Annotated in this window: 16 protein-coding genes and 1 tRNA gene; 7 read left to right on the top strand and 10 right to left on the bottom strand. The window is 55.5% G+C overall.

Translation table 11 applies throughout. From position 1 onward, the window contains the following. Positions 1–8: 8 nt before the first annotated feature. The 7 genes from LNA76_RS05355 to pgaA form a co-directional block, all read right to left on the bottom strand. Entirely contained in the window at positions 9–977 is a 969-nt protein-coding gene (locus tag LNA76_RS05355; RefSeq protein ID WP_376912926.1) for a CsgG/HfaB family protein, read from the bottom strand. Then, a complete protein-coding gene (locus LNA76_RS05350; RefSeq protein WP_094196599.1) occupies positions 974–1,408 on the bottom strand; it encodes a curli assembly protein CsgF in 435 nt (144 codons plus the stop codon). The genes LNA76_RS05355 and LNA76_RS05350 overlap by 4 nt, the downstream gene beginning before the upstream one ends. A gap of 15 nt (positions 1,409–1,423) precedes the next feature. Continuing rightward, the gene (locus tag LNA76_RS05345; RefSeq protein ID WP_009454353.1) at positions 1,424–1,909 is read right to left on the bottom strand and encodes a curli production assembly/transport protein CsgE; all 486 of its coding nucleotides are present in this window, start codon (positions 1,907–1,909) and stop codon (positions 1,424–1,426) included. Between the two features lie 137 nt (positions 1,910–2,046). Next, complete coding sequence (pgaD, locus tag LNA76_RS05340) at positions 2,047–2,580, bottom strand: poly-beta-1,6-N-acetyl-D-glucosamine biosynthesis protein PgaD (protein ID WP_230018270.1); 534 nt, start codon at positions 2,578–2,580, stop codon at positions 2,047–2,049. Next, positions 2,577–3,905: a poly-beta-1,6-N-acetyl-D-glucosamine synthase gene (gene pgaC, locus LNA76_RS05335; protein ID WP_094196601.1), complete on the bottom strand. Its 1,329-nt coding sequence runs from the start codon at positions 3,903–3,905 to the stop codon at positions 2,577–2,579. Before pgaC ends, pgaD begins: the two co-directional genes overlap by 4 nt. Further along, positions 3,898–5,919 carry a poly-beta-1,6-N-acetyl-D-glucosamine N-deacetylase PgaB gene (gene pgaB, locus LNA76_RS05330; protein ID WP_230018268.1) on the bottom strand — a complete coding sequence of 674 codons (2,022 nt, stop codon included), beginning with the start codon at positions 5,917–5,919 and terminating at the stop codon, positions 3,898–3,900. Before pgaB ends, pgaC begins: the two co-directional genes overlap by 8 nt. A 12-nt stretch (positions 5,920–5,931) precedes the next feature. Then, positions 5,932–8,415: a poly-beta-1,6 N-acetyl-D-glucosamine export porin PgaA gene (gene pgaA, locus LNA76_RS05325; protein WP_230018266.1), complete on the bottom strand. Its 2,484-nt coding sequence runs from the start codon at positions 8,413–8,415 to the stop codon at positions 5,932–5,934. Between the two features lie 219 nt (positions 8,416–8,634). Between pgaA and LNA76_RS05320 the strand changes: the two genes are divergently transcribed. From LNA76_RS05320 to LNA76_RS05310, 3 genes are all read left to right on the top strand, one after another. Then, positions 8,635–8,711: transfer RNA gene (locus tag LNA76_RS05320), tRNA-Pro, on the top strand. 714 nt (positions 8,712–9,425) lie between these two features. Further along, positions 9,426–9,635, top strand: a complete 210-nt coding sequence (locus LNA76_RS05315) for a cold-shock protein (RefSeq protein WP_094196604.1) — start codon at positions 9,426–9,428, stop codon at positions 9,633–9,635. Between the two features lie 1,457 nt (positions 9,636–11,092). Beyond that, positions 11,093–11,260 carry a hypothetical protein gene (locus tag LNA76_RS05310; RefSeq protein ID WP_164461337.1) on the top strand — a complete coding sequence of 56 codons (168 nt, stop codon included), beginning with the start codon at positions 11,093–11,095 and terminating at the stop codon, positions 11,258–11,260. Between the two features lie 58 nt (positions 11,261–11,318). Here LNA76_RS05310 and LNA76_RS05305 read toward each other — a convergent pair whose 3' ends face one another. From LNA76_RS05305 to LNA76_RS05295, 3 genes are all read right to left on the bottom strand, one after another. Then, positions 11,319–11,738, bottom strand: a complete 420-nt coding sequence (locus tag LNA76_RS05305; RefSeq protein WP_230018264.1) for a BON domain-containing protein — start codon at positions 11,736–11,738, stop codon at positions 11,319–11,321. Positions 11,739–13,500: 1,762 nt separating this feature from the next. Then, positions 13,501–14,451: a toxin-antitoxin system YwqK family antitoxin gene (locus LNA76_RS05300; RefSeq protein ID WP_230018262.1), complete on the bottom strand. Its 951-nt coding sequence runs from the start codon at positions 14,449–14,451 to the stop codon at positions 13,501–13,503. After that, positions 14,448–16,742, bottom strand: coding sequence for a hypothetical protein (locus LNA76_RS05295; RefSeq protein WP_230018260.1), 2,295 nt, complete (start codon positions 16,740–16,742; stop codon positions 14,448–14,450). The genes LNA76_RS05300 and LNA76_RS05295 overlap by 4 nt, the downstream gene beginning before the upstream one ends. Positions 16,743–16,862: 120 nt before the next feature. Between LNA76_RS05295 and LNA76_RS05290 the strand changes: the two genes are divergently transcribed. The 4 genes from LNA76_RS05290 to LNA76_RS05275 all read left to right on the top strand — a co-directional run bounded on the left by LNA76_RS05290 (position 16,863) and on the right by LNA76_RS05275 (position 21,258). Continuing rightward, on the top strand, positions 16,863–17,246 hold the full coding sequence (locus LNA76_RS05290; RefSeq protein WP_125276882.1) for a DUF7079 family protein: 384 nt from the start codon (positions 16,863–16,865) through the stop codon (positions 17,244–17,246). Positions 17,247–17,902: 656 nt separating this feature from the next. Continuing rightward, complete coding sequence (locus LNA76_RS05285; RefSeq protein WP_051316192.1) at positions 17,903–18,748, top strand: MurR/RpiR family transcriptional regulator; 846 nt, start codon at positions 17,903–17,905, stop codon at positions 18,746–18,748. Between the two features lie 21 nt (positions 18,749–18,769). Continuing rightward, positions 18,770–20,017, top strand: coding sequence for a diaminopropionate ammonia-lyase (locus LNA76_RS05280; RefSeq protein ID WP_094196610.1), 1,248 nt, complete (start codon positions 18,770–18,772; stop codon positions 20,015–20,017). Further along, the gene (locus tag LNA76_RS05275; protein ID WP_086069504.1) at positions 20,014–21,258 is read left to right on the top strand and encodes a Zn-dependent hydrolase; all 1,245 of its coding nucleotides are present in this window, start codon (positions 20,014–20,016) and stop codon (positions 21,256–21,258) included. Before LNA76_RS05280 ends, LNA76_RS05275 begins: the two co-directional genes overlap by 4 nt. The last annotated feature ends 36 nt before the right edge of the window (positions 21,259–21,294 follow it).

Below are 21,294 nucleotides of genomic sequence, written 5' to 3'. Positions count from 1 at the left end.
GCTCGTGTTCAACTGCCGGTAACTGGAGCGGTCTGCACCTCATCGCTTGTGGCCTCATTGGCTTGCGCGGCCTCAGGATTGGTCACAGCGGTCTGGGTGCGCAGGCTGCGATAGGTTTCGTTTTGCTTCATGTAGTTCTGCACGATGGGGTTGTTACGGTCGGCCTCGTTTCGCAGTCGCCATTGGCCTTCCCTCATGCCTTGCACGATCAGATGCACCACTGCCGATTCAATGGCCTCTTTGACCGAGAGCTGGGCCGGTTCGTTGTTGGTTACGCCGGCCTCGATTTCCAGCAGGTCTTTGAAGTTCACGAACTTGTAGACGCTGGGCCGGACTTCGTAGGAAAAGATGGTCTTGGTGGTGGACACGCTTTGCAAAATGTTGCCGGTGCGCACGTCGATGGCTCGCAGGTTGACCGTGACTTGGTCAACCCGATACTGGGTAGACAGACCTACGCCCAGAAAGCGCGCGCCCGCGCCGCCTGTGCGCACATTGCTTTCATAGGAGATGATGCCTCCGTCCATCATGATTTCGGCCGGGGCTAGCGGCGGGATGTTGATGGCGGTGCGCTGGCCGTTTTCCTGCGATCCGTCTAGGGCGCGCACGATGCGCCGCTCGGTCAGCAGTTCCTGCAGGCTTTCGCGCTCGACCGGAGTGAACCAGCGCGAGTCACGCAAGGCTTTGACCAGCAGGGCGGCGGCTCCCTGGGTGACTGAGGTGGAAAAGGAGCTGTCCGGATTGGGCTTGTATTGGCCGGTCTGGTCACGAAACCCATAGACGGCCACGGTCAGGCGCTGGGCGGGCGCGGGCAGCTCCAGCAGATCGTGCGTGGCTGGCGAGGCGGGCGTCAGGTAGGCAGAGCCTTTGACTTCGGCCGGGGTGGAGGGGACGGCGCAGGCAGCCAGGGCCGAGGTCAGGGCCAGCACGCTTAACAGGCGCGTTGGGCGCGCGTTCAGGACGGTCACTGTGCTCATCATGGTTGCATCACTCGGAAAGTAGTGGAAGCGCCGGTGATCCGGTCCGTGGTGGTGATCGTCAGTGCTCCGCCGCCGATATCGACGACGCTGACAGTAAAGCTGCCGGTCTCGAAGGTGCCGGGTACGAATTTGCCGTTGCTGTCCACAAACTGCGAGGACGCGGCCGAGGCCAGGCGACTGAGTACCGAGCGCTCCAACTGATCGTTGAAGTCCTGAAAGGGTGTGCGCTGCTCAAAGGACGAGCCCAGGTCTTCGGCTTCGGGGTCCGTGTGCTTGTTGGTGACCTGGGCCGAGTTCAGTAGCCATTGCCCATTGAGCGGGCTGCCGCCGAAATTCGGATTGACGGGGGTATATATCAGTTCGGTTGCATGGACGGGAGCAAAGAGCGCACCGGTCAGCAGAACAGAGGCAAGGGGCAGGAAAGTCTTCACGTTATGTCTCTCTTATTAAAGTTCGTCCGGAGCAAGGTCCGGGTTGTTGGTGAGTACGCGTTCGATTTCGCTTTTATTGACGTTTTCCAGAACAAGATCCACGGCCCGCTCACTGGCCTTCTTTGTGCCGGAACGCGCGGGCGTGAGAAAAGCGTGATACATGCGCTGGCGACGGTATTCGACCCAGATCTCGCTACCCCAGCGGGCCGACGGGCGCTCCACCACCGTCAGGGTGAAGGGGCTGGCCCCGGTCAGCTCGCGCCAGCGATTGCTGAAGTAGCGGTAAAAGTCTTGTCCTTGCACCGTTACGGTGCGGTTGATGACGATGCCCGCGAGCGGATCGTCAAACAGGTTCTTGCGAACCACTTCAGCCTGCCGGATGGCTTCCATGAAGTTGGCCGGTTTGGGCTTGCTGGTATCTCTGCCTGGTTGTGCGGCGGCGCTGCTCATGACACACAGCATTGCCAGCAGCACGGCCCCTTGTTGGTATGGTTTTGTCATTGCAGCACCTGTTGTTCCTTCGCCTTACGGCTTGATACATCGGCGTTACTGACTATGGTAGAGACGGCCATCTGCAATTACATGAGCCGCATTTCCTAGGCTGTTTGCCCTTGTGCAGGGTTGTTTTTGCGTCGGTACTATTGATTCGGCGTAGGCTGTTTGGGGTAGGCGCGCGGACGAAAGATCAGCGGTGTCAGTGGTTTTCCGTCATAGGTGCCGGTTGCCTGCTGCATGGGCAGCGGATTGGCTGCTTCAACATGCTGTACCGCGCCGTCCTGGGCGTTGTAGAGCACGACGATGCGGCTGTGGCGCACGGTATCGATCTGTTCGTGATCAAAATGCGGCAGGGGGGGCTGCTTGGCGCGATGCAAGCGGCTGCGTTGGCGGTACAGAGCCTGGCGCAGGTGGCGCTGCTGGCGCTGCTGGCGTCGCCAGCGTGACCAGGCCAACAGCAGCAGGCCGTTGGTCAGCAGAACCGCCCCGTAGAACAGAAAGGTGGTCAGGGTCGGGAAGATCGGGTCTATCTGTTCGTAGCCAGCTTTGTCCATGGTGTGACCGATCAATAGGAGCAAGCCTTTGGCGATCAGGTAACTGAAGACGAACCAGCCGGCGATGGTCAGTAGACGGTCTATCCAGCGAGTGATGGGATGGCGTTGGGTCGTGATGATCATGACAGCTCCTTGATACCCCGGTCGGGGCTGCTCCAGCGGGCGCGTTTGCGACGCAGGCGCAGCATGACCATGGGGAAACTCCACAGCGTGGTTAAGAAATTGATCAACCAGTAGACAAATGGGTACCAGATGATCCAGAACATCGACAGGGGCAGATCGGGCTCGTAGCGACGGTCGATCCAGATGCTGACGGCGAACTGCAGCAGGCACATGCCGGCCAGCACCATACCGGTGAACGAGGGTGGGAACAGGCCGTCGATCTGGGTGGCCGCAGGCAAGTGGAGCACTTGTCCAAGCAACCAAACCAGCATCGCCACGCCCAGGGCGAAACTCCATAAGGTCGAGCACAGGTATTCCAGAGTCAGGGGCCACATGTCGCGGTTTTCCCAGCGCAGTACTTGCGGGGTGTATTTCAGGAAGGTTTCCGCCCCGCCCTGAGCCCAGCGCAAACGTTGCTTGAACAGGCCTTTCAGTGTTTCGGGCATCAGCACCCAGCACAGGGCGCGCGGCTCATAGAACACCTGCCAGCCGGCCAACTGCAACTTCCAGGTCACATCGATGTCCTCGGTGATCATGTCCAGACTCCAGTAGTCCACTTCGTCCAAGGCCTGACGACGAAAGCCTGCGATCACGCCGGAAATCGTGAAGATTTTTCCGTAGACGCGCTGCGTGCGCTTGATCAGCCCGATGATCGAGGAGAACTCGCCAACCTGGATGCGGCCGATCAGGGTGGAGCGCGTGCGGATGCGCGGATTGCCGGTAGTGGCCCCGACTTCCGGGTTATGCAGCATGGGGGCGACCAGGTAATTGACGCCTTCCGGGTCCAGGTAAGCATCGCCGTCTATACACACGAAGTAATCGCCGCTGGCGCTCATGGCTCCCATGCGCAGGGCCAGTGCCTTGCCCTGGTTCTGGGCCAGGTGGATGACGCGCAGCTTGTCGTGCTCCTCGCTCAGTTCATTGAGCACTTGGGCGGTGCGATCGCTGGAGCCGTCGTTGATGGCGATGACTTCGATGTTGGGATAGACCTGATTCAGCGCGGACAGGATGGTAGAGCGGGCGTTGGCCTGTTCGTTAAAGCAAGGGATCAGGATGCTGACCAGCGGCATGCCTTCCAGTTCGGGTGGGGCGTGTGGTTTATAGGTCCAGCGGCGTTCATGCTGGAACCAGAAGATCAAGCCACCGCCTATCCATATGCCCGACATGAACAGCGGGTACATGAAGATGAAGTAGAGTAGTAGGTGGCTGGTCAGGGCGACGGTGATTCCCAGAGGAATTCCGACGATCAGGCACAGGGCCAATAGGGCGATCAGTCGTTCAATCATTTTTTGTTGGATACCATTCAATCGTGATTTCCGGACGAATCACGTTCATCTTGGGCTGATTGTTGACAAAGTCGTCTGGGTAATAGCCGACATGTCGCGCCCCTCTTGCCGTCAGTGCATTGAGCCAGCCGGCCACCAGATGGGAGTCCAGCGGACGGGATGGCTGCCCTTGGCCGGGCCAATCGACGGATTGCACTTCGAACACGGTGCGGCGCAGGCCTTCTGGGTGGCTGGCCACCTTATCGACCAGCTCGTTCAGCCAGGTCACGGCATGCTGATCGTGGATGTCTTCCATGCGGGGCATGGCCATCACGGCAGTCCAGTCGTAGGCTTGCAGAAAATCGTTCAGGTTCTGGGCAAACCACTGTTCGCTCTGGGCCTGCAGAACCGGTAGGGCGTACATATTGCGGGCCGTACTGATCTGCGGGCCGCGCTGCTTGCGTACCCGATCAGCCAGTTCCTGGGTCAAGTCGATCAGGGCTTGTGATTTAAAGCGCGTCCAGCGCTCAAACTGCTCGGGATTGGCTCGTATCGTCCCGATGTCCCTGCCAAAGCCGGCTTTTTCGTAGGCGTCCAGGGCGGCGGGCGAGGCATCCTCAAAGTCGGTCAGCGTGGCATCGTCATGGAATACGACACCAAAGAAGATGGCGCTGCGTCCCAGATCTTCGTACAGATCGCCCATGATCTGGCGGGTGCGCGGGTCAAAGGGGGACAGGCGGCGGTAGCCTTGTGTGGGCAGGGAAGGCGGGCTGCCGTCGGTATGCCATTGCAGTACGTGTTGCGCCGGCTCGGACGTATCGATGGCCAGCACGGGCATCCATGCAAACACATTGACGTGGGCACGCGAACTTAATTGCCAGGCTGTGCGGTTGAACAGGTCGGCGCGCATGGGCAGGTGGCGGTTGGGAAAGTAGACCGAGCGCACCAGGCCATCGCCTGTGGGGTCGGCGAAGGCTTGCAGATAGACACTACGTGGTTTCAGGTCTGCGATGCGTTGCACCAGGGCGCTCAAGTTGCGTTCCATCTGCGCCGGATCGGGGTCGTACACATAATCCAGATCCACATGCACCACGCGTTCGGCCTGACGGTCTTCACGGGCAGTGATAAAGCCTGCAAAGGTGCTGATGTCCGGGTCGTTATCCACCAGATAGCGTGGCATGTTCATCAGGTCGTGGACGTTGGCCACGCCGTCGGTCAGCGTCAGGGCCATCTGATAGCCTTCTTGCTCCAGAATTTGCAGGCCCAGGCCGCTGATCCGGCCATAGGGCCAGACCCAGACGCGCGGCGGCTTACCGGCGTGCTGTTTGACGCGGGCACTGATGGCGCGTACATCCTCGCGAAAGCGGGCGGTGTACTCGGCATCGGTCTCGTAGCGTTTCTGATCGGTCAGGTAGCGATGCGCGGCAGCCACCGGCTGGATATTGCCTTGTGGGTTGGCGATGGCACCGTAATGCATGTTTTGGGTGTGCGCGCCGATTTCCACCAAACCGGAGTTGGCCATTTCGTCGATTTGCGCCCAGTGCAAAAAGCGCGAACGTTCGGTGGGAAGACCGCCGAAGTCCACTTTTTCGTTGTCGGGGGTGTCCAACCATTTGCCGACCGGGGCCAGCAGCGCAGGCCATTGATAGGCTTTGAGCAGCGGGAACACGCGGGTATAGAAACTTTGATACCCGTCGTCAAATGACAGCAGCACTGCCTTTTCAGGCAGAGGCTCCACACCTTGGCGGGCGCGCATAATTTGCTCTACGCTGACCGGCACATAGTTGTTTTCCTGTAGCCAGGAAAACTGCTGGCGCAGGTGCTCGGTACTGACGCTCAGGTACGCCTGGTTAGGATCGTGGTCCTCCACGTCGTGGTAGGCGATGATGAGCAGCTCGTCATTGCGCCAGGGCTGCTCTTGTTGTTCGAGGCGACGCTGCTCGGGCGGCACATACAGGGCCGGCGGGCTGGCGCTACAGGCCGATAAAAGGGCGCTGAAGGCCACTATCAGAAGGGTCAGGATTCGTGTGCTCATTGTCGTGGCCGCTTAGAATTTGATCTTGAGTTCAACCATGCCGCTGTACTGCTGTTCGCGCTGGCCGTCATAGGGGCGGGACAGGGCCTGCAGGCGCAGGCCGACTTCCAGATTGCGGTCGTGCTGGTAGTTCAGTTCGTAGGCGACCGAACCTACGGCACCACTGCCATAGCCGCTTTGGTGATGTAGGCCCACACCCAGTGTCAGGGCCTGGGTCAGGCGCTCGTCGTAGTGTTGGTAAATCAGGTGCTCCAGACGTAGGGCAGGCACAGCCATGTATTCGCGCCGTGGGCTGTAGTAGGGTCTGTCTTGGTCTTTGTTGCCGGAAGCCCATAGCTCCAGCTGGGCGTCGGCCTTGATGCGCGGGCTGGTGTAGATGCGTTGGTTACCTGTGATCTGCAGGCTCTGACGTACGTTGTTGTCAGAGAATTTTGTCCCGGTGTAGGCGGCTTGCACCCATTGCTCGGGGCCATTTTGCCAGCGCAACCGCACTTGTCCCTGGTTGGCCGTGATGCCTGCGGCCAGGGCGCGATTCGGAATATCCAGGGTGCGATAGTCCAAGGTGCCGCCGATGCTCCAGTGATCGTTCAGCTCGTGATCGACCTGTAGGCTGGCCCCCATTTTGTTGCCCTGGCCCCAGTTCTGGTTGTTGATCATCAGCTGCGATTGCCAGTCGCGGCCGCGGTATTCCAGACCAGCTCCCTGCCAGATTACGTTGTGGCCAAGCTCGTCGCTGGTATCCAGATGCCCGGCCAGGGCGGTGACGCGCCAGTTGTAGTCGATGGGGGCGCTGTACCATTGCGCCTCAGTGCGTATGCCGTCATTGCCCGAGACATCGCCACCGTTGCTGGTTTCAAAACCGCTGCGCAAAATCAGTTCGTTCTTGCGGTAGGTTTGCCAGTCTTTTTCCAGTTCCGTGACCCGCATATTAGTGGGGTAGTGCGCTTTGGCATACGCTAATAGTTCTTCGGCCTGGCGGTATTCGTGCAGGTCCAGGGCGGTCTGGGCCTGGCTGATGATGACGTCTTCTTGACGCGGCGCATAGGTTTCAGCGATCTTCAGATTGCGTTCCGCCGCCCTTGGCATACCCGATATGCGCTGGACATCGGCCAGCGGCACGCGCAGATTGATGTTGCTTGGTGCCTGTGCGCTGGCCTTGGCCAGATTTTCGCGCGCGTCCTTGAGCAAACCCGTATAGGTATAGAGCGAGTTTTTCAAAATCAAGGTGTCGGTATAGCCTGGATTGGGCTGGGGGATTGGATTGCCGCGTAGCCAGCGAGTGGCGGGCATGTCTTTTTCCATGCGCTCGGCCAATGCCAGTGCCTGATCTTCGTGGCCAGACTCCAGCAAGGAAAAGGCCAATCCGGTTTGATAGCGTGTGCGTGTTTTTGCGTCCAGCGAGGGTTCGGCCAACGCCCGCTCGTAGCTGGATACGGCTTGTTCGGGGTGACGGGCGCGCAGTTGCAGGGCTCCTAGCGAGGCGTAGGCATAGCCTGGATACTGGGCCGCCCGTTCGGGAGCAATGTCTACTGTAGAGGGCGCGTCTTCGCGTGTGTCCACCGCAATCAGACGGTCACCACGGATGCGGCGGGCGAAAGCGGGGTTACCCAGAAAGCTGGCGCTGTCAGCCAGTTTGTCTTGCAACGCGATGGCTCGGTTGGCGACCAGAAAACGTTCGGGCAGTGTGCGTGTGGGCTGGGGCGACAGCCGGGTCAATTCAGCGGCATAGTCGGCTTGACGGTCAGCCAGGTCTGCGTTCGAGAAGATGTCGGGATGTTGCGTTTGCCATTCCATCGCCTGGCGGTGCAGACCGGCGGCATGCAGGGACTGGTCATAATCCCGGATGACGTCGGTTTTGTCTGGCTGGGCAGCCAGAGCATCCTGGCTGACGCGTAGGGCTTCGTAGTTCTGGCCGGCAGCGCGGTAGATGTAGCTGCGCGTCAGCAGGTAATTGGTGTTTTGGCGTGTGGCCGGCTGCAGTTGCTGGGCGCAGCTCAAGGCCTGGGCAGTCAGTCCGGCATCGGCCAGGCTCATGCACAGGCCCATGGTGAAGGCGGCTTGCTGTGGAAAGCGCCGCATTCCTTCCCGATACAGGTTTTGGGCCGGTGTCCATTGGCGCGTATCTTTGTGGGCGCGTGCTGTCAGCAGCAATACATCGGCCGGCAAGGGCAGGTTGGTCGGCCAGCTTTCGTACAGGCGGATGACCTCTTGCGGCTGGCCTGCCCAGGCATGAATGCGCATCAGATCAAGCTGGACACGTGTCTCTTGCGGATGCTGTTGCCGGTACTGCTGCAAGCCGGCAATGGCGGACTGGTATTGGCCTTGGCGTGCCTGTTTGATCCAATCCTCGTAGGAGGCGGCATGCAGGCTGGTGCTACATGCTGTCAGTACCAGCAGGGTAAAGGAATCCAGCCAGAACCGGCGCAGAAACGAGGTTCTGGCTGGAAAGAGGCCGACGTTTTGCAGAGCTTGTCTTTTTATTGATCGCCTGGACACTTCTCTTCCCCTTGTTATTTGTATATGCTTCTTGCCACTGTTCGTTACTGAGCGAACAGAAGGGTCTTAAGGGATATCCTAGGAGTCTGGGCCTCTGGCGGTAATTGGCCTTTTGATGTAAACCGTCTGGATTTTTGTAGTAAGCCACTCGGCCTAAGCTAAATGCTTCTTAAGAAAAAGCGTGCACAACAAACAAACAGGGTGATGGCTTTATTCTTTCGGGGCGTAGCGCAGCCTGGTAGCGCACTTGCGTGGGGTGCAAGGCGTCGAAGGTTCACATCCTTCCGTTCCGACCAGATTTTGAAAGGCCTACAGCAAAAATGCTGTAGGCCTTTTTTCATTGCTTCGGGGATTTTGTGGAGATTCATTTTTCACCGATGACCCGGCCTTTTTCTCCGTGGCGTGACCACTGGCGCCTTTTCGGTGCTGTGAACAAGCTTCTTGATTTTGGCCTGAAGCTTGGGCAGGTCAGCGGCACAATGCTGAAACCGGCATTCGCGGGACGTTGATATAAATCCACCCATTGCTCTGCTGCCCCAGGGCCTGGCTGCGCGTTATCCTGAGGCGTTCATGCGCGCCATCGGGTCGCTCTTGTGCGGAAAGATCCATGCGGGATCTTGTCCACGCTGGCCCGAAAAAACCGAACGGGCGACAGGATTCAAAACGACCAGCTTGCCCCTCGGTTCTTCATGCCCGATGCTTCAATACGAAAGGGCAAGGCTTACTGCTGCAACCACAGCAGAGCGTTCTGCGTCCTTGTAGTTTGCTTTCCCCTCCGTCACGGTAGCTGTGCAAAGGCAGGTGTTAGCAGGATTGGGAGTTCCATGCCCTCTAGTTGCAGTAGTCCTGCCACCCCGAGCGTGTGGGTGGGGGTATTGAAATGCTGCGGCTGGAGAGTCCGGCATTGGGTGTAGTTCGCTTGCTTATTTTGTAACAGTGCTATCTATATCCATGAAGAGCGATCATAGTGTCGTCAGGGAGATTTTTCCCTTGAATAATTAGGACATACATTGAAAACAGAAATTGGTATCGTGAAGTGGTTCAATAACGAAAAAGGCTTCGGCTTCATCGCCCCGGAAAGTGGCGGCAAAGACCTCTTCGCACACCACAGTGAAATTCAGGGTACTGGGTTTAAATCTCTTGAAGAGAACCAACGAGTTTCTTTCGTTGCAGGCGCTGGCCAAAAAGGCCCTTGCGCTACCCAGATCCAGATCATTTGATCCCCTGCTTGCCTGATTAGGCAAGTATTGAGTTGATCGGTTAAGGCCGAACCCTTTGAAACATTGGGTTCGGCTTTTTCGCGTTATGTTGCTCGATATCATCATGCGGGCACAGGGCTTGTATGCTCTCAGGCTGAGCTATGGTTGCCAGACGCTTGTTCTGGGCGGATAGCAGGGCTATGTAGGTCCTAGGCCAGCCCGATCTTGTCTTTGTTCGTTACTTGGGAGAAGGGGAGTGAAAAAGATGCTGGCTGCAGCGGCAATCGCTGCGCTTTGGGAAGTCCACGACCTCCATGAGTAACGTTGATGATGCGCGGACTCAACGAGCGTAATGTTCCGCTTTGATAAGGACGACAAGCTGATTGTTGACACCAGCACTGAAAGCGACATAGACATGGCCACAGGGATCGCTGTAGACGTTGAACCGGTTAAGAATCGCCCTGTAAACAGGAGTCCGGCATCGTCAGCCTGATACCAAAGAATAAGAGATGGGGTAGTAGCGCCCAATAAAAAAACCCCTCTCGGGGCTTTCTGGTGATGGGCTCGTTACGTGAGCTGACGTATCAGAACGGAAGGCCGGGGAACCGGTCTTTTAATTGTCGGATAAGGGTTTGACGCGTTGTGACCAAGCGAGAGGCAAGTGCTTGAGATTCTTTTATCGCCGAACGATTAGGTTCGCGTAAAGGGGATGTATGAAGCGGGCTGCGACTAGCCTGGTTAAGTTTTTCGTAGATAGTGATACCTTCTGTATGACTCCAAATTTCGCTCCAGCCTGGACATAGAAGCCTTCCAAGGCAATGGTATAGCGTTGAATTTGAAGGGGTAGTGAGATAGCGAGATTGCTATCGTTGAATGAGATCAATCTTATTGTACCAGTATGGGCGTTTTGACAATTGAATCATAGGATTGCTTTGTAACGCTTCCTCGAATTGAAGGGGGCTATGTTCGGGCCTAGCATAATCGCCCAGCACAAAAGCCTCGGTGTGAACGGCACTCCAAAAGTTGGACACCCATCCAATCTTTGGGGGCTTTTCTATGCCGAAGTATGATGTGATGGCCCCGCGCAGCATCGATGATCACTCTCTGGCCGGACCTGTTGGCATAAAGTTTTGGCGAACGTGCATGGTGTAGGTCTTTCAAGCCTAAGGCGTTGGATCACCAGCGATCGAACTTATGGTGATTAGGGCTTGCGCGCCTAGGATGCAAGCGCAATCAGCGGCTCTGCCTCCTAGGATGCGTGATGGACTGCGAAGAGTCTAACGAAGCCGTTTGAGCCGATTTGGCTAATGCCTGCTATGCTAGACCAGCTGACAGGTTATCCGTGGTAATTCGACCTTTCAGGAGTGCCTATGTACGTTAAGGCATTACCGGGCATACCCCTGCCTAGTTCCTTCTGCCAAGAATAAACCGAGCGAACGTGAAACAAGATCAAATTTAACCAAACTGGAGAGATTTCCATGGGCACCAAAATTGTTACTGAAGCCGACCGTAAGCGTACTCCTCCTCCCGCTGCGCCCAAGGGTGTCACCCTAAGCACAAAAAGCCGGGGCCAACGTGTTAGCCAGGAGCGTGGCGCGCACACCCGCAGCAAGAAAAATCCGGGCAAGCGCGCGCATTCGGGTTAATTAGAGGACAAGAAAGGAAGAGTCAGGAGGCGCTCAGTTTTTACTGTGCGCCTTTTAGTTAGTTGCTTTTTACTCTCAGTCCGGTGGCTTCAACCTTAGTCACACCGTCAACTTTTTTAGCTGCCGCGACGGTTTTCTTATAGGCGTCTTCACTGGAGACCGTTCCGGCAATCATTGTGACGCCTCCTTTTGTCTCGACAGTAATGTTCTGACCCTGCAGTCCTTTGTCTTGTGCTAGAACAGCTTTAACTCGTTTAGAAATTTCTTCATCGTTGGCTTGTTCTCCAGCATTCGTCTTGTAATTGGCCACTTCCTGAGCGTTTGCTTCCCCTGGCGTTTTCTTCTCTAGCGTTGCATTTTCTGGTGTTGCAGATAGATTTGGATGGGATGCCTTGTCATCTGCTATGGCGCCTGCGCTTAATCCAAAGCTCAGTGCTGAGGTAATCAGTAGTTTACGGATGGTCGTTGAATCAGTCATTTTTTCACCTAGCGTAAGTGGAATGATTTTCAAAGAGTTCGTTGCTACATAGCCATCACTCTCATCGTCTTTGAGGGCGGGAACGTCCGACGCATCGTGCACATCGTGCCGTGATCTCACTTTCCCATCTAGTGCTCCTTTTATGAAGGTTGATACAGGTAGCAGCTCAGCTCTTGCGAGCTAGCCATCGACAAATTGAGCCTCATTGCGTTTGGCTTTTACTGACTTTAACGCTAACTATAGGCGCAAAACGGACAAAAAATTACGTGAGTAACTGAGTGTGGGGGCGCCATCTCTTAGCGCGTCGGGAATCAGGGCTACTTTAGGAGCGTTTTTGTTTATTGATCACCAGACGGAGATAAACAAGCTATTTATTGGTTTATGACCTATCCTGTACTACTGGCCTGACATTTGTTGGGGTAGCCATTGACCAATGGAGGTCACAATGGACAAGAAAGGGAAAGCGCCTAAAAAGGCAAGTACACGCAAGTCTGAGCTTGCTCCACCGCAAGTGGGTTGGCCAACTCAGACTTCCAACGAGGGGATCAAGCGCGCCAGTGCTGCTCATGATCATAAACCCACAGGAAGAGGCGCGGCGCGGGGTAGATAAGCCCTGGAGACTCGAATGACTCTCTTTTAGCCTGTCACAGAAAGGGCCTGCAATGTCATCATTGCAGGCTTTGTTGTTTAGTGTGTGCACGTATATCTTGCACGCTAGCTTTAAAAATCCTGTAACAGGCCCGGCCATAACTTAAAGCCCAGGCAAGCGCCCCAACGATCGCGTTCATACAACCACAATGTTTTGCAGTTGCTGCATTGGTATAAGGATTTTTTCGCTTCCCCATGGCCTGGTGATGAGGGGCAAGCGACCGTCATGAATTCGTGCTTGAGGCCGAGTGACGAGGATAAGGGTAAAAGCTGGCACAAAGTGCACAGATTACGCGAGCCTTGATAGGGCACTTTTTTCTCCTGAAGGGAGTGACTCCAGGCGTTGGCCCTAGTAGTGGGACGTTTTGTTGTTGTTAGCGTCGCCAGGGGCAAATCTATTGAGGAAAGCGGGCCGTCGCTGAGAGGTTTGACAGTCCTATTTGCAGACTCGTTGGGGCAAGTCTGCAAAAGCGACGTATTTGCCTTGCGGCGGGTTCCGCGCGGTAAAGCACTCAGAGCGAGTTAAAAATGGATGGGTTGTTTTGCGCTGGTGGTGGGGTGCGAGGTTTTTTGTCGCCGATAGGCTCATCATTTGCAGGTAGCGTTTGATCGTCTTCGTGGATCCGTTCGATTTCGACGGGACGTTTGTCGCGTGGGTCTGGGATAGGGGGATCGGCTTGGTCAGTGGCCGAGAGAAGGGGGAAGCGAAGCAAGTTAACTTTTCTTCCTATGGACCGGAGATTGTGTGTCATAGGCACTCCTGCCATGACTGGCGGGATGTCTCTCAGAGAGTCTGAGCAACAGCGCCAGTAGCGCCTTCAAGCAGTTATCGAGAAGGTCTACGTTCATACTAGGCTGATCGTTGAAATGCTCATCATGTTAATTTGTAAATCATTGTATTTTAAGGATAAGTATAGTCTTTACGCTTTGGTTTAATCCAGTTTGAGGCGTTGGGAAGGTCTATGCAGAATGTTCATTCGACGGTCGCTTAGAGGGGGGGGTGAGCACGCAAATGTCACCTTGCTTATGCATGGATTGAAAAAAGCCCACGCGATGGTGGGCTGCTTTTTCGCAGTGGAGGATTCGGGGAAAACAAGCCAAGGTCAGTAGGCGCCTAGGGAAAGTCGCTGCGCTTAAACTCGCCTTGATCGCGGGTCTCCACGCGTTTGCCGTCTTGATATTTCTCCAGGCGATAGGGGGCGCCGAACAGGTAGTCCCATTGCGTGCCATGACGCTTGCCGTGACGGTATTGGCTTATTTCCGATAAGGCGCCGCTATCGTGAAACCTGACCTGTACACCGTGGTAGTTCCCTTCATTGTCAAAAGGGATGATGGCAACCAGATAGCCCTGCTGCGAGTAGCCGTGCCATATCCCTACCTGATAGCTGTTACGGTACTGACCTTGGTAACGGGTCGACAAGGGGTAGGTTTCTATCCATTCGCCTTCCCGTCGGTCGTTTTGATAGTGTCCTTTTTCTGTAAGTTGGCCGTTCTCATAGCGGATGAACTCGCCATGGAGCATCCCATTTTTATAGTTTGATTGCTTCAACAATTGTCCATTGGCGTCGAACTCAGTTTGTTGGCCGTGCAGTTCACCTTGCTGGTTGTAGTGGCTAATGATCTGACCCCATGAGTTTTTGCTGACCCATTTTCCTGTCCTCTGGTCATTGGTGTAGTGACCGCTAGACATGGGCTCGCCAGCTTGATCGTAGCTGTGGTAGGGGCCATGACGTTTGCCGTGCCGATAGGAGGTGTGCTCAAGAGAGTCATACGCTTGCTGTACAAATAAGCCGTGTCGTTGCTTATCCAGGTGTTCAGAGCGTTCGATCAAGGTTCCCTGAGGGTTGTAGGCTTCGTGCAGCTGCCAACGCTTGTCCACTGAGGTGAGCTGCACAATATGCAGTTCGCCGGTTTCGTGGAACCACTTTTCTTGTTTTGCCAAACCGTATTCGGTCTTGATTTGTTTGCTTTCGTTTTTGGCGGCGTGGCTGGGCAAGGCGAGAAGCATTAGTGCCGTCAGTGTGAGGGAGCCTAGAGTGGGGGCCAGTCTGGTGGTCAAGCTCATTGGATGGCCTCTTCAAGTGCCTTGAAATCGGGAAGTGGTTCGAATTGATGTTGCCAGGTTTTTGTAATGGGTGTGCCCGTTGCCTCTAGTTTTTCGACACGGTTTACGAGGCCCATAATCTGGATATGGCCGGACTCATCCACGTAATCAAACAGTTTGTCCCCCAGAGGACTGCCGACCACAGGCTGGGATCGGGGGGCGGTAATAGCCAACACCCTGTCCTGTTGATCGAGAAAGCGGTATTGGCGTAAAAAGCGCTTTATAGGAAGTGTGCGGGCGTGTTCCTCCCAGCCCTCTCCCAATAGTGCGGCTGCGGACACTTGCACACTGAGTTCAGGTAGGTTGATCGGTAGTGGCTGCCAGACGGGCGTCCCTTGGCAGGTGAGCGCGATGTGTGCCTTAAGGCCGTAAAAGTAGAGGCGTGCCTGATCGGAGGTTTGCAGTTGATAGACATACTGCTGCGGCATTCGCTGCGTAGCGCCATAGTTTGTGTTGTCAGCGGTGGGAGGGGGCGCAAAATGTAAGGGCGTGCCTTTTTCTGTCAGGCCACTGGTTTCTTGCAGCGTACAAAGCTCCGCTTGCTCGGGAGTCAGCGTGACGTAGAGGTCTGGGGCATCGGTGCTGAAGGGGGCCAAGTTCTCTAGCGTGGCAGTTTTGAACTCATCGTTTTGTTGAAAAGAGTCGAACAGCAGCTGTGTGGTGATGGGCGCAGCGGCGTTCTCGGGACGCGCCTGATTCAAATCGTAAAAACGTACCGTCTTGCTTTCAATAGGCTCGGGTGCGTAGTTTCTGTAGGTCAACGCAACGGCATCGGGCAAGGTATCGAGAAACTTGACTTTGAGCTCTTGGGGCAGGTGTCCTTGCAACACAATGGCCAGTAAGCGTTTTTCGCCCAGGCTTAGCCAGTCAGCCGCAGTCTGGTCATGTGGGTAGCGTAATTCCCCTTTATCGATCTGTGTGACATCAGGGAAAAAATAGCCGGTCTCGCCTGGTATCAGTTGGATCAGGAACTCATACGGATTATCTGTGGGTTGCACGATGACTTTGGCCCCTTCAACCTCCACCTGTGAACCTTCCGGTTTGATCGGCACGGTGACCTGAATATGCTCCGTGGCGTGGTAGTTAAGCGTAGCTTCGATGTATTGCAGTTTTTCCAGAGCCTGGGCAGTCTTATCCCAACCTAGGGGCAGGATCTCAAGACTGGTTTCGGCATCATCATGGTCCAGGCCAGGGTGCTGGAAGGCGCCGGCAGCCTTGAAAGTGATAGCCAAGGCCTGATTGTTTTCATCGTAGGCGGCAAGGTTGCTGGCGCTTATTTCACCGACCATGTAAGGGGATAGGCCTAGATGCGCGTAGTGCAGCAAGAAGCGCTGGTCGTACGTGTCCAGCACGCCTTGTGTATTGAGCATGGCTTGTGTGGAGGACGACAGGGAGGGGACGGGTGGGTCTGTTTTTTCCTGCGTGATCAGCTCGTACCCCTCTGCATTTTCTAGAAACTGCAGATCATGATTAAAGCGCCAGCTCTCGGGGTAAATCGCGGACACAATCCTAAATGTTCCCTTGTCGCGCAGTTCGGGGGGCAAGGGGACCTGCATGACGACCGCCTGGCGCACCAGCCAACCTGTCTGGCGCTCAATGACGGCATAGCCAAAAATACGGGTGTGCGGGTCCGCAGTCTCGTCCTGATTTGTATCGGCAATCGCGAGCGTAACGAACTCTGAGTCAAAATCCTTGACGGTCATGCGTATGTCAGGAAGGCCGTTTTGACCTTTAATGATTTGCGAGGCCCCTTTTTTCACCGCTAATTCATGCATGAGCCCTGGGCGAGATAACTGATCATTGAGCAAGTGGTCCAACGTGGCCTTAAGCTCAGCTTTCAATTTCTGGCTGGAGGTATTGAGCGTGACATCGACCAACTGGTTGTTTTCTTTATCGACGGTTACGGTGTAGCCTTCTTTCAAGGCAGTACGCAGCTCTTTTTCGCCGTAGTCGCCCTGTTCAAAACTGCTCATACCGCCATGTTTGAAGTTAAGGCGCATGTACTCCGGGCTAACATTCAGCTTGTAGGTGGAGGATTGGTCTTCCACACCGTAATGCATCAGCATCTTGATGGACATGCTCTCGGAAAGCTGGCGTGTGCCACGCTGAACATCCACTGTCATGTCGGTATACACCTGATAGCGCCGTTCGTCGCCGTCAACCGGGTGAAAAGTAAGCTTGGAACCAGGCCCGTCAGGAGAGCATCCGGCAAACATCAAGACGGTTAACGTCGCGGTAATGGCAAAACGCAAAACAATTTCCTTGCACAGTCAGTTTGTTAACGCGCACTACCATAGTGTTTTGTAGGGGCCAGTTCAAGAAAGAGGCCGGTTTAATTCAAATTGAAATGGCTGGACAGAAGGAGTTACATCTTGGGTGATCGGCCAAGCGATAAACAGTTGTGTGAGGCCTTGTCGGAATTGTTTGTAGACAGGCCGGTTAATTACCAGGCGATTGCGAACGTGGCTAAGCACTTTTCGTCCCACTATGTAGAAAGGGCCTTGTTCGAGTGGGTGGCGCCGGTTTGTTATTCCAATGCGCTTGCCCCCATCCCTTCAATCTGGACCGGGTTTGAACCAGACCAACTCTGGCGCGATATTGTGGCGCATCGTCAGGCTCGTGCCGGTGCCGGTCTGTTCAGACGGGTGCGCTGGCATGCTCAACAGCGTTTCCTGCGCTATTACTTTGCCAAGGAGTGGCGTGAGCTGTCTCAGTACTTGTCATCGGGTAACCCCCCCATTTTTAACGATCGTTAAAAATGGGGGTTACTGCTTCTCTTAAGCCTTAGTCTCTTGTGGCCAAGCATTGCCTCACTGCCAGTTACTGCTGTTTGCGTTGATGCAGAGGCCGATGAGTTGCTGGAATTGGGTGTGTACACGGTGTTTTCGTCGGCAACATCATCTGCCGTGATGCGACAAGCCTGGCAAGAGGCGTCCGCGTATCGGCGTGAGTTGCTGGCGCTTGACATTGAGGATGCCATGCTGGCTTGTCAAATTTATGCGCTCTGGTCTCGAAGTGTGGTCAGGAATCTGTCCATGGCCGATATTCTGATTATGCGTTGCTTGTCTTTACTGCCAGTAGCATAGGCCCACTGAACAGGTGTTTTGTGGCTTTTGTAGGCGGCGCTTGTGCTGAAATTTCTCTTACCAGAACCCATTATGAAATTTAAATTTCATAATGGGTTCTATGCTTTCATCGTCAGGATGCAGAAATTTATTCAAGCAAGGGTTTATCCCTTGTTTCTCTTTGAAAGCCCTATTTAAAGCCGTTCTTGGCCAAGGCTAGCCCGCCCGATTCTCCCTTTTTTGCTATCCACAAGGGTAAATACGGAGCCAAATCATCGCATCCATAATTGAAATTTAAATTTTATTAAGTATTATATGAAAAACAAATTTCAATTTTAGGTTGTGTCATGGTCATCAAAGATTCGATCCTGGATATTCTCGATGTCCTGCCCAGTGCGGAGCGGCGTTTGGCCGATGTGGTCCTGTCTCATATGGGGCAGCTGGCGACTTACTCCGCTCAAGAACTGGCCGAGAAAGCAGGTGTATCGGCGGCCACCGCGGTGCGCTTTTTCCGGCGTTTGGGTTTTAACGGTTTTAACGAGTTTCGGGTCACGGCCCGCGAGCAAATGGGTGACGGCGCTCCCTTCAAGCGTTTGCACTCCATGTCTAGCAGCGGTATTCAGGCCGATATGACGCCGTTTATCAATGCAGACGTACAGAACATTTCCACCACCTTCCAGAACATCACTGAACAGCATCTGGATAAGTTCACCCAAGCCGCTCTGAAAGCACGACGCATCTGGGTGTTTGGTTTCCGCAATGGCCAGATCCTGGCGTGCTACGCCCACTCTTTACTGCAGCAGTTGCGCCCGGATGTGCATCTGGCGGTGGGCACGGTGGCTCATCTGACCGAGCAACTGGCTGATGTGGAAGCAGGGGATCTGGCCCTCGTGATGGACTTTCGTCGCCGCTCGGTGCTTTTGCCTTCCTTGGTGGAGCATCTGCGGGGCGAGTCGGTACAGATGGCTTTTTTGACGGATGGCCTGGAAAGCTCCTTGCTGCGTTCGCAAGACATCGCATTCACGGTGGCAACACGCGGGGAGTACTTGTTTGACTCGCATACCGGCACGCTCAGCCTGATCAATTATCTGGTCAGCCGGGTGGCCCTGCAGGCCGAGACGCAGGTTGCGCGCAAGTTGCAGAAGATTGAATCCATCCATCGCAGTTTTCAGGACTTGAAGTCCAATAATTAAACCCATAAAAGTGGAGCAGACATGAACAAACATGCCGTTCGGGAGCAAGGCGCGGTGCAACTGTATCTGAACCCTCGTTGCGTTCAGGACAGCCAGGAATATGACGCCTCCTTGCAATCGATTTTGTCGGTAGCCGCCTTCGAGCAGGCTCAGGCCAGCATTGTGCAGTGGCCCGGTTACGCACCTACCCCTTTGCGTCATTTGCCTGGTCTGGCCGCGCAGATGAAGGTGGGCGGGGTGTACTACAAGGATGAGGCCGGTCGTTTTGGTTTGGGCAGCTTCAAGGCTTTGGGTGGCGCTTATGCGGTCAACCGTTTGCTGTTGCGCCAGTTGCAAGCCCATACCGGCAATACCAGCCTGACGCTGGATGATCTGAAAAATCCTGCCTACAAGGACTTTATTGCTGGCTTGACCGTAACTTGCGCGACCGATGGCAATCATGGCCGTTCGGTGGCCTGGGGGGCGAAGAATGCCGGTTGCCAGTGCGTGATCTATATCCATGAACATGTCAGTACGGGTCGTGAGCAGGCCATTGCCTCTTACGGGGCCAAGGTGGTGCGCGTGCCCGGTAATTACGATGACTCGGTGCGTCAGGCCGCTGAAGATGCCAAAGAGCATGGTTATTTTGTGGTGTCCGATACGTCCTACCCTGGCTATATGGATGTGCCCAAGGATGTGATGCAGGGCTACACCGTTATGGTGCAGGAAGCCCTGGACCAGATCGGTTCGGGCAAACCTGTCAGCCACGTCTTTATTCAAGGTGGTGTGGGTGGTTTGGCGGCAGCGGTGTGCGCGCATATGTGGGAGCGCCTGGGTGCCCAGCGTCCTCGTCTGATTGTGGTTGAGCCCAACAAGGCCGATTGCCTGTTCCAAAGTGCTGTGCAAGGTAAACCCGTCACGGTCACTGGCGATTTGAATACGGTGATGGCCGGTCTGGCTTGCGGCGAAATCTCCTTGCTGGCCTGGGAAATTCTGGACCCTGGCACCTATGCCTATATGACGCTGGAAGACGATGCCGCCTTGCAAACCATGCGCCGTCTGGCCCGTGCCGATAAAGGGGATGCGCCGATTGTAGCGGGTGAGTCTGCTGTAGCCGGTGTGGCTGCTTGCATGGCTGCGTGCGAGCAAGCGGACTGGCGTCAGGCTTTGGGCATTGATGAAGACAGTCAAATCCTATTTTTTGCCAGCGAAGGCGATACCGATGCAGAGCTGTATCAGCGCATTGTCGGTATGAGCGCCAAAGAAGTGCTGGCTCAGGAGCCGGTATGAACAGCCCAGCCAGCACATGTTTAGCCATTAATGGCGAACGCCTGCTGCAGCGTATTGCGCAGTTGGCGCAGATTGGTGCAATCGACGGGGGCGGCGTCTGCCGTCTGGCTTTGACGGACGAGGACAAGGCAGGCCGTGATCAGGTAGTCAGCTGGATGCGTGATCTGGGCATGAGTGTGGAGATCGATCAGATCGGCAACATTATCGGGACACGCGCTGGCCGTCTGGATGTGGCGCCGGTTATGACGGGCTCGCACATTGATACCGTGCGTACCGGTGGACGCTACGACGGCAATCTGGGTGTGCTGGCTGGATTGGAAGTGGTGGCCAGCTTGAATGATGCCGACGTGCAGCTGGATCGTCCCTTGCAAGTGGTGGCCTTTACCAATGAGGAGGGCGCGCGCTTTGCTCCGGACATGATGGGCAGCCTGGTGTTTCAAGGTGGCTTGTCCTTGCAAGAGGCGCTGGACACCGTGGGCATTGATGGCAGCACCGTGCGCGAGAACCTGGAACGTATTGGCTACGCCGGTTCCGTGCCTTGCGGCCAACCTGATGTGCATGCCTATATGGAACTGCATATTGAGCAAGGTCCGGTTCTGGAGCATGAAAGCATTGATATCGGTGCGGTGACTGGTGTGCAAGGGATTTGCTGGCTGGAGTTCGAGGTGCAAGGTGTCTCCAACCATGCGGGCACCACGCCCATGCACCTGCGTCACGATGCCGGTGTGGTGGCTCAGCAGATTGGCAGTTTTGTGCGTCAGCTGACTGAGCGCTACGGCCCGCCGCAATTGGGCACGGTAGGGCGCTGCGAGCTGTTTCCGAATCTGGTCAATGTGATCCCCAGTAAAGCCGTGTTTACTGTGGATTTGCGTAATGTGGACAAGGCCAGCCTGGATCAGGCCGAGCAGGAGGTGCTGGATTTCGCCCGGCAGGCGGCCGAGCGTGAGGGTGTGCAGATCAAGCATCGCCATCTGGCCCGCTTTGATCCTGTGCAGTTTGATGAACGCTTGATCAGCAAGGTTGAGCAACACGCCAAGGATCTGGGCTGCTCGGTCAAGCGCATGCCCAGCGGTGCCGGACACGATGCGCAGATGCTGGCGCGTTCCTGCCCCACAGGCATGATTTTTGTACCGAGTGTGCGTGGCCTGAGCCACAACCCGGCAGAGTTTACCCACGACAAAGACCTGATAGCGGGATGTTCGATTTTGCTATCGACCTTGGTGGAGTTGGCCCGTGAATAAGCAGTAACCCCCCCGATGACGGGACCGCCGCCACAA

The organism is Alcaligenes sp. MMA (genome assembly GCF_020907215.1).
GTDB classification, from domain to species: domain Bacteria; phylum Pseudomonadota; class Gammaproteobacteria; order Burkholderiales; family Burkholderiaceae_B; genus Alcaligenes; species Alcaligenes aquatilis.
The sequence above is the reverse complement of the archived record's forward strand: the minus strand, read 5'-3'. Positions and strand labels throughout refer to the sequence as shown.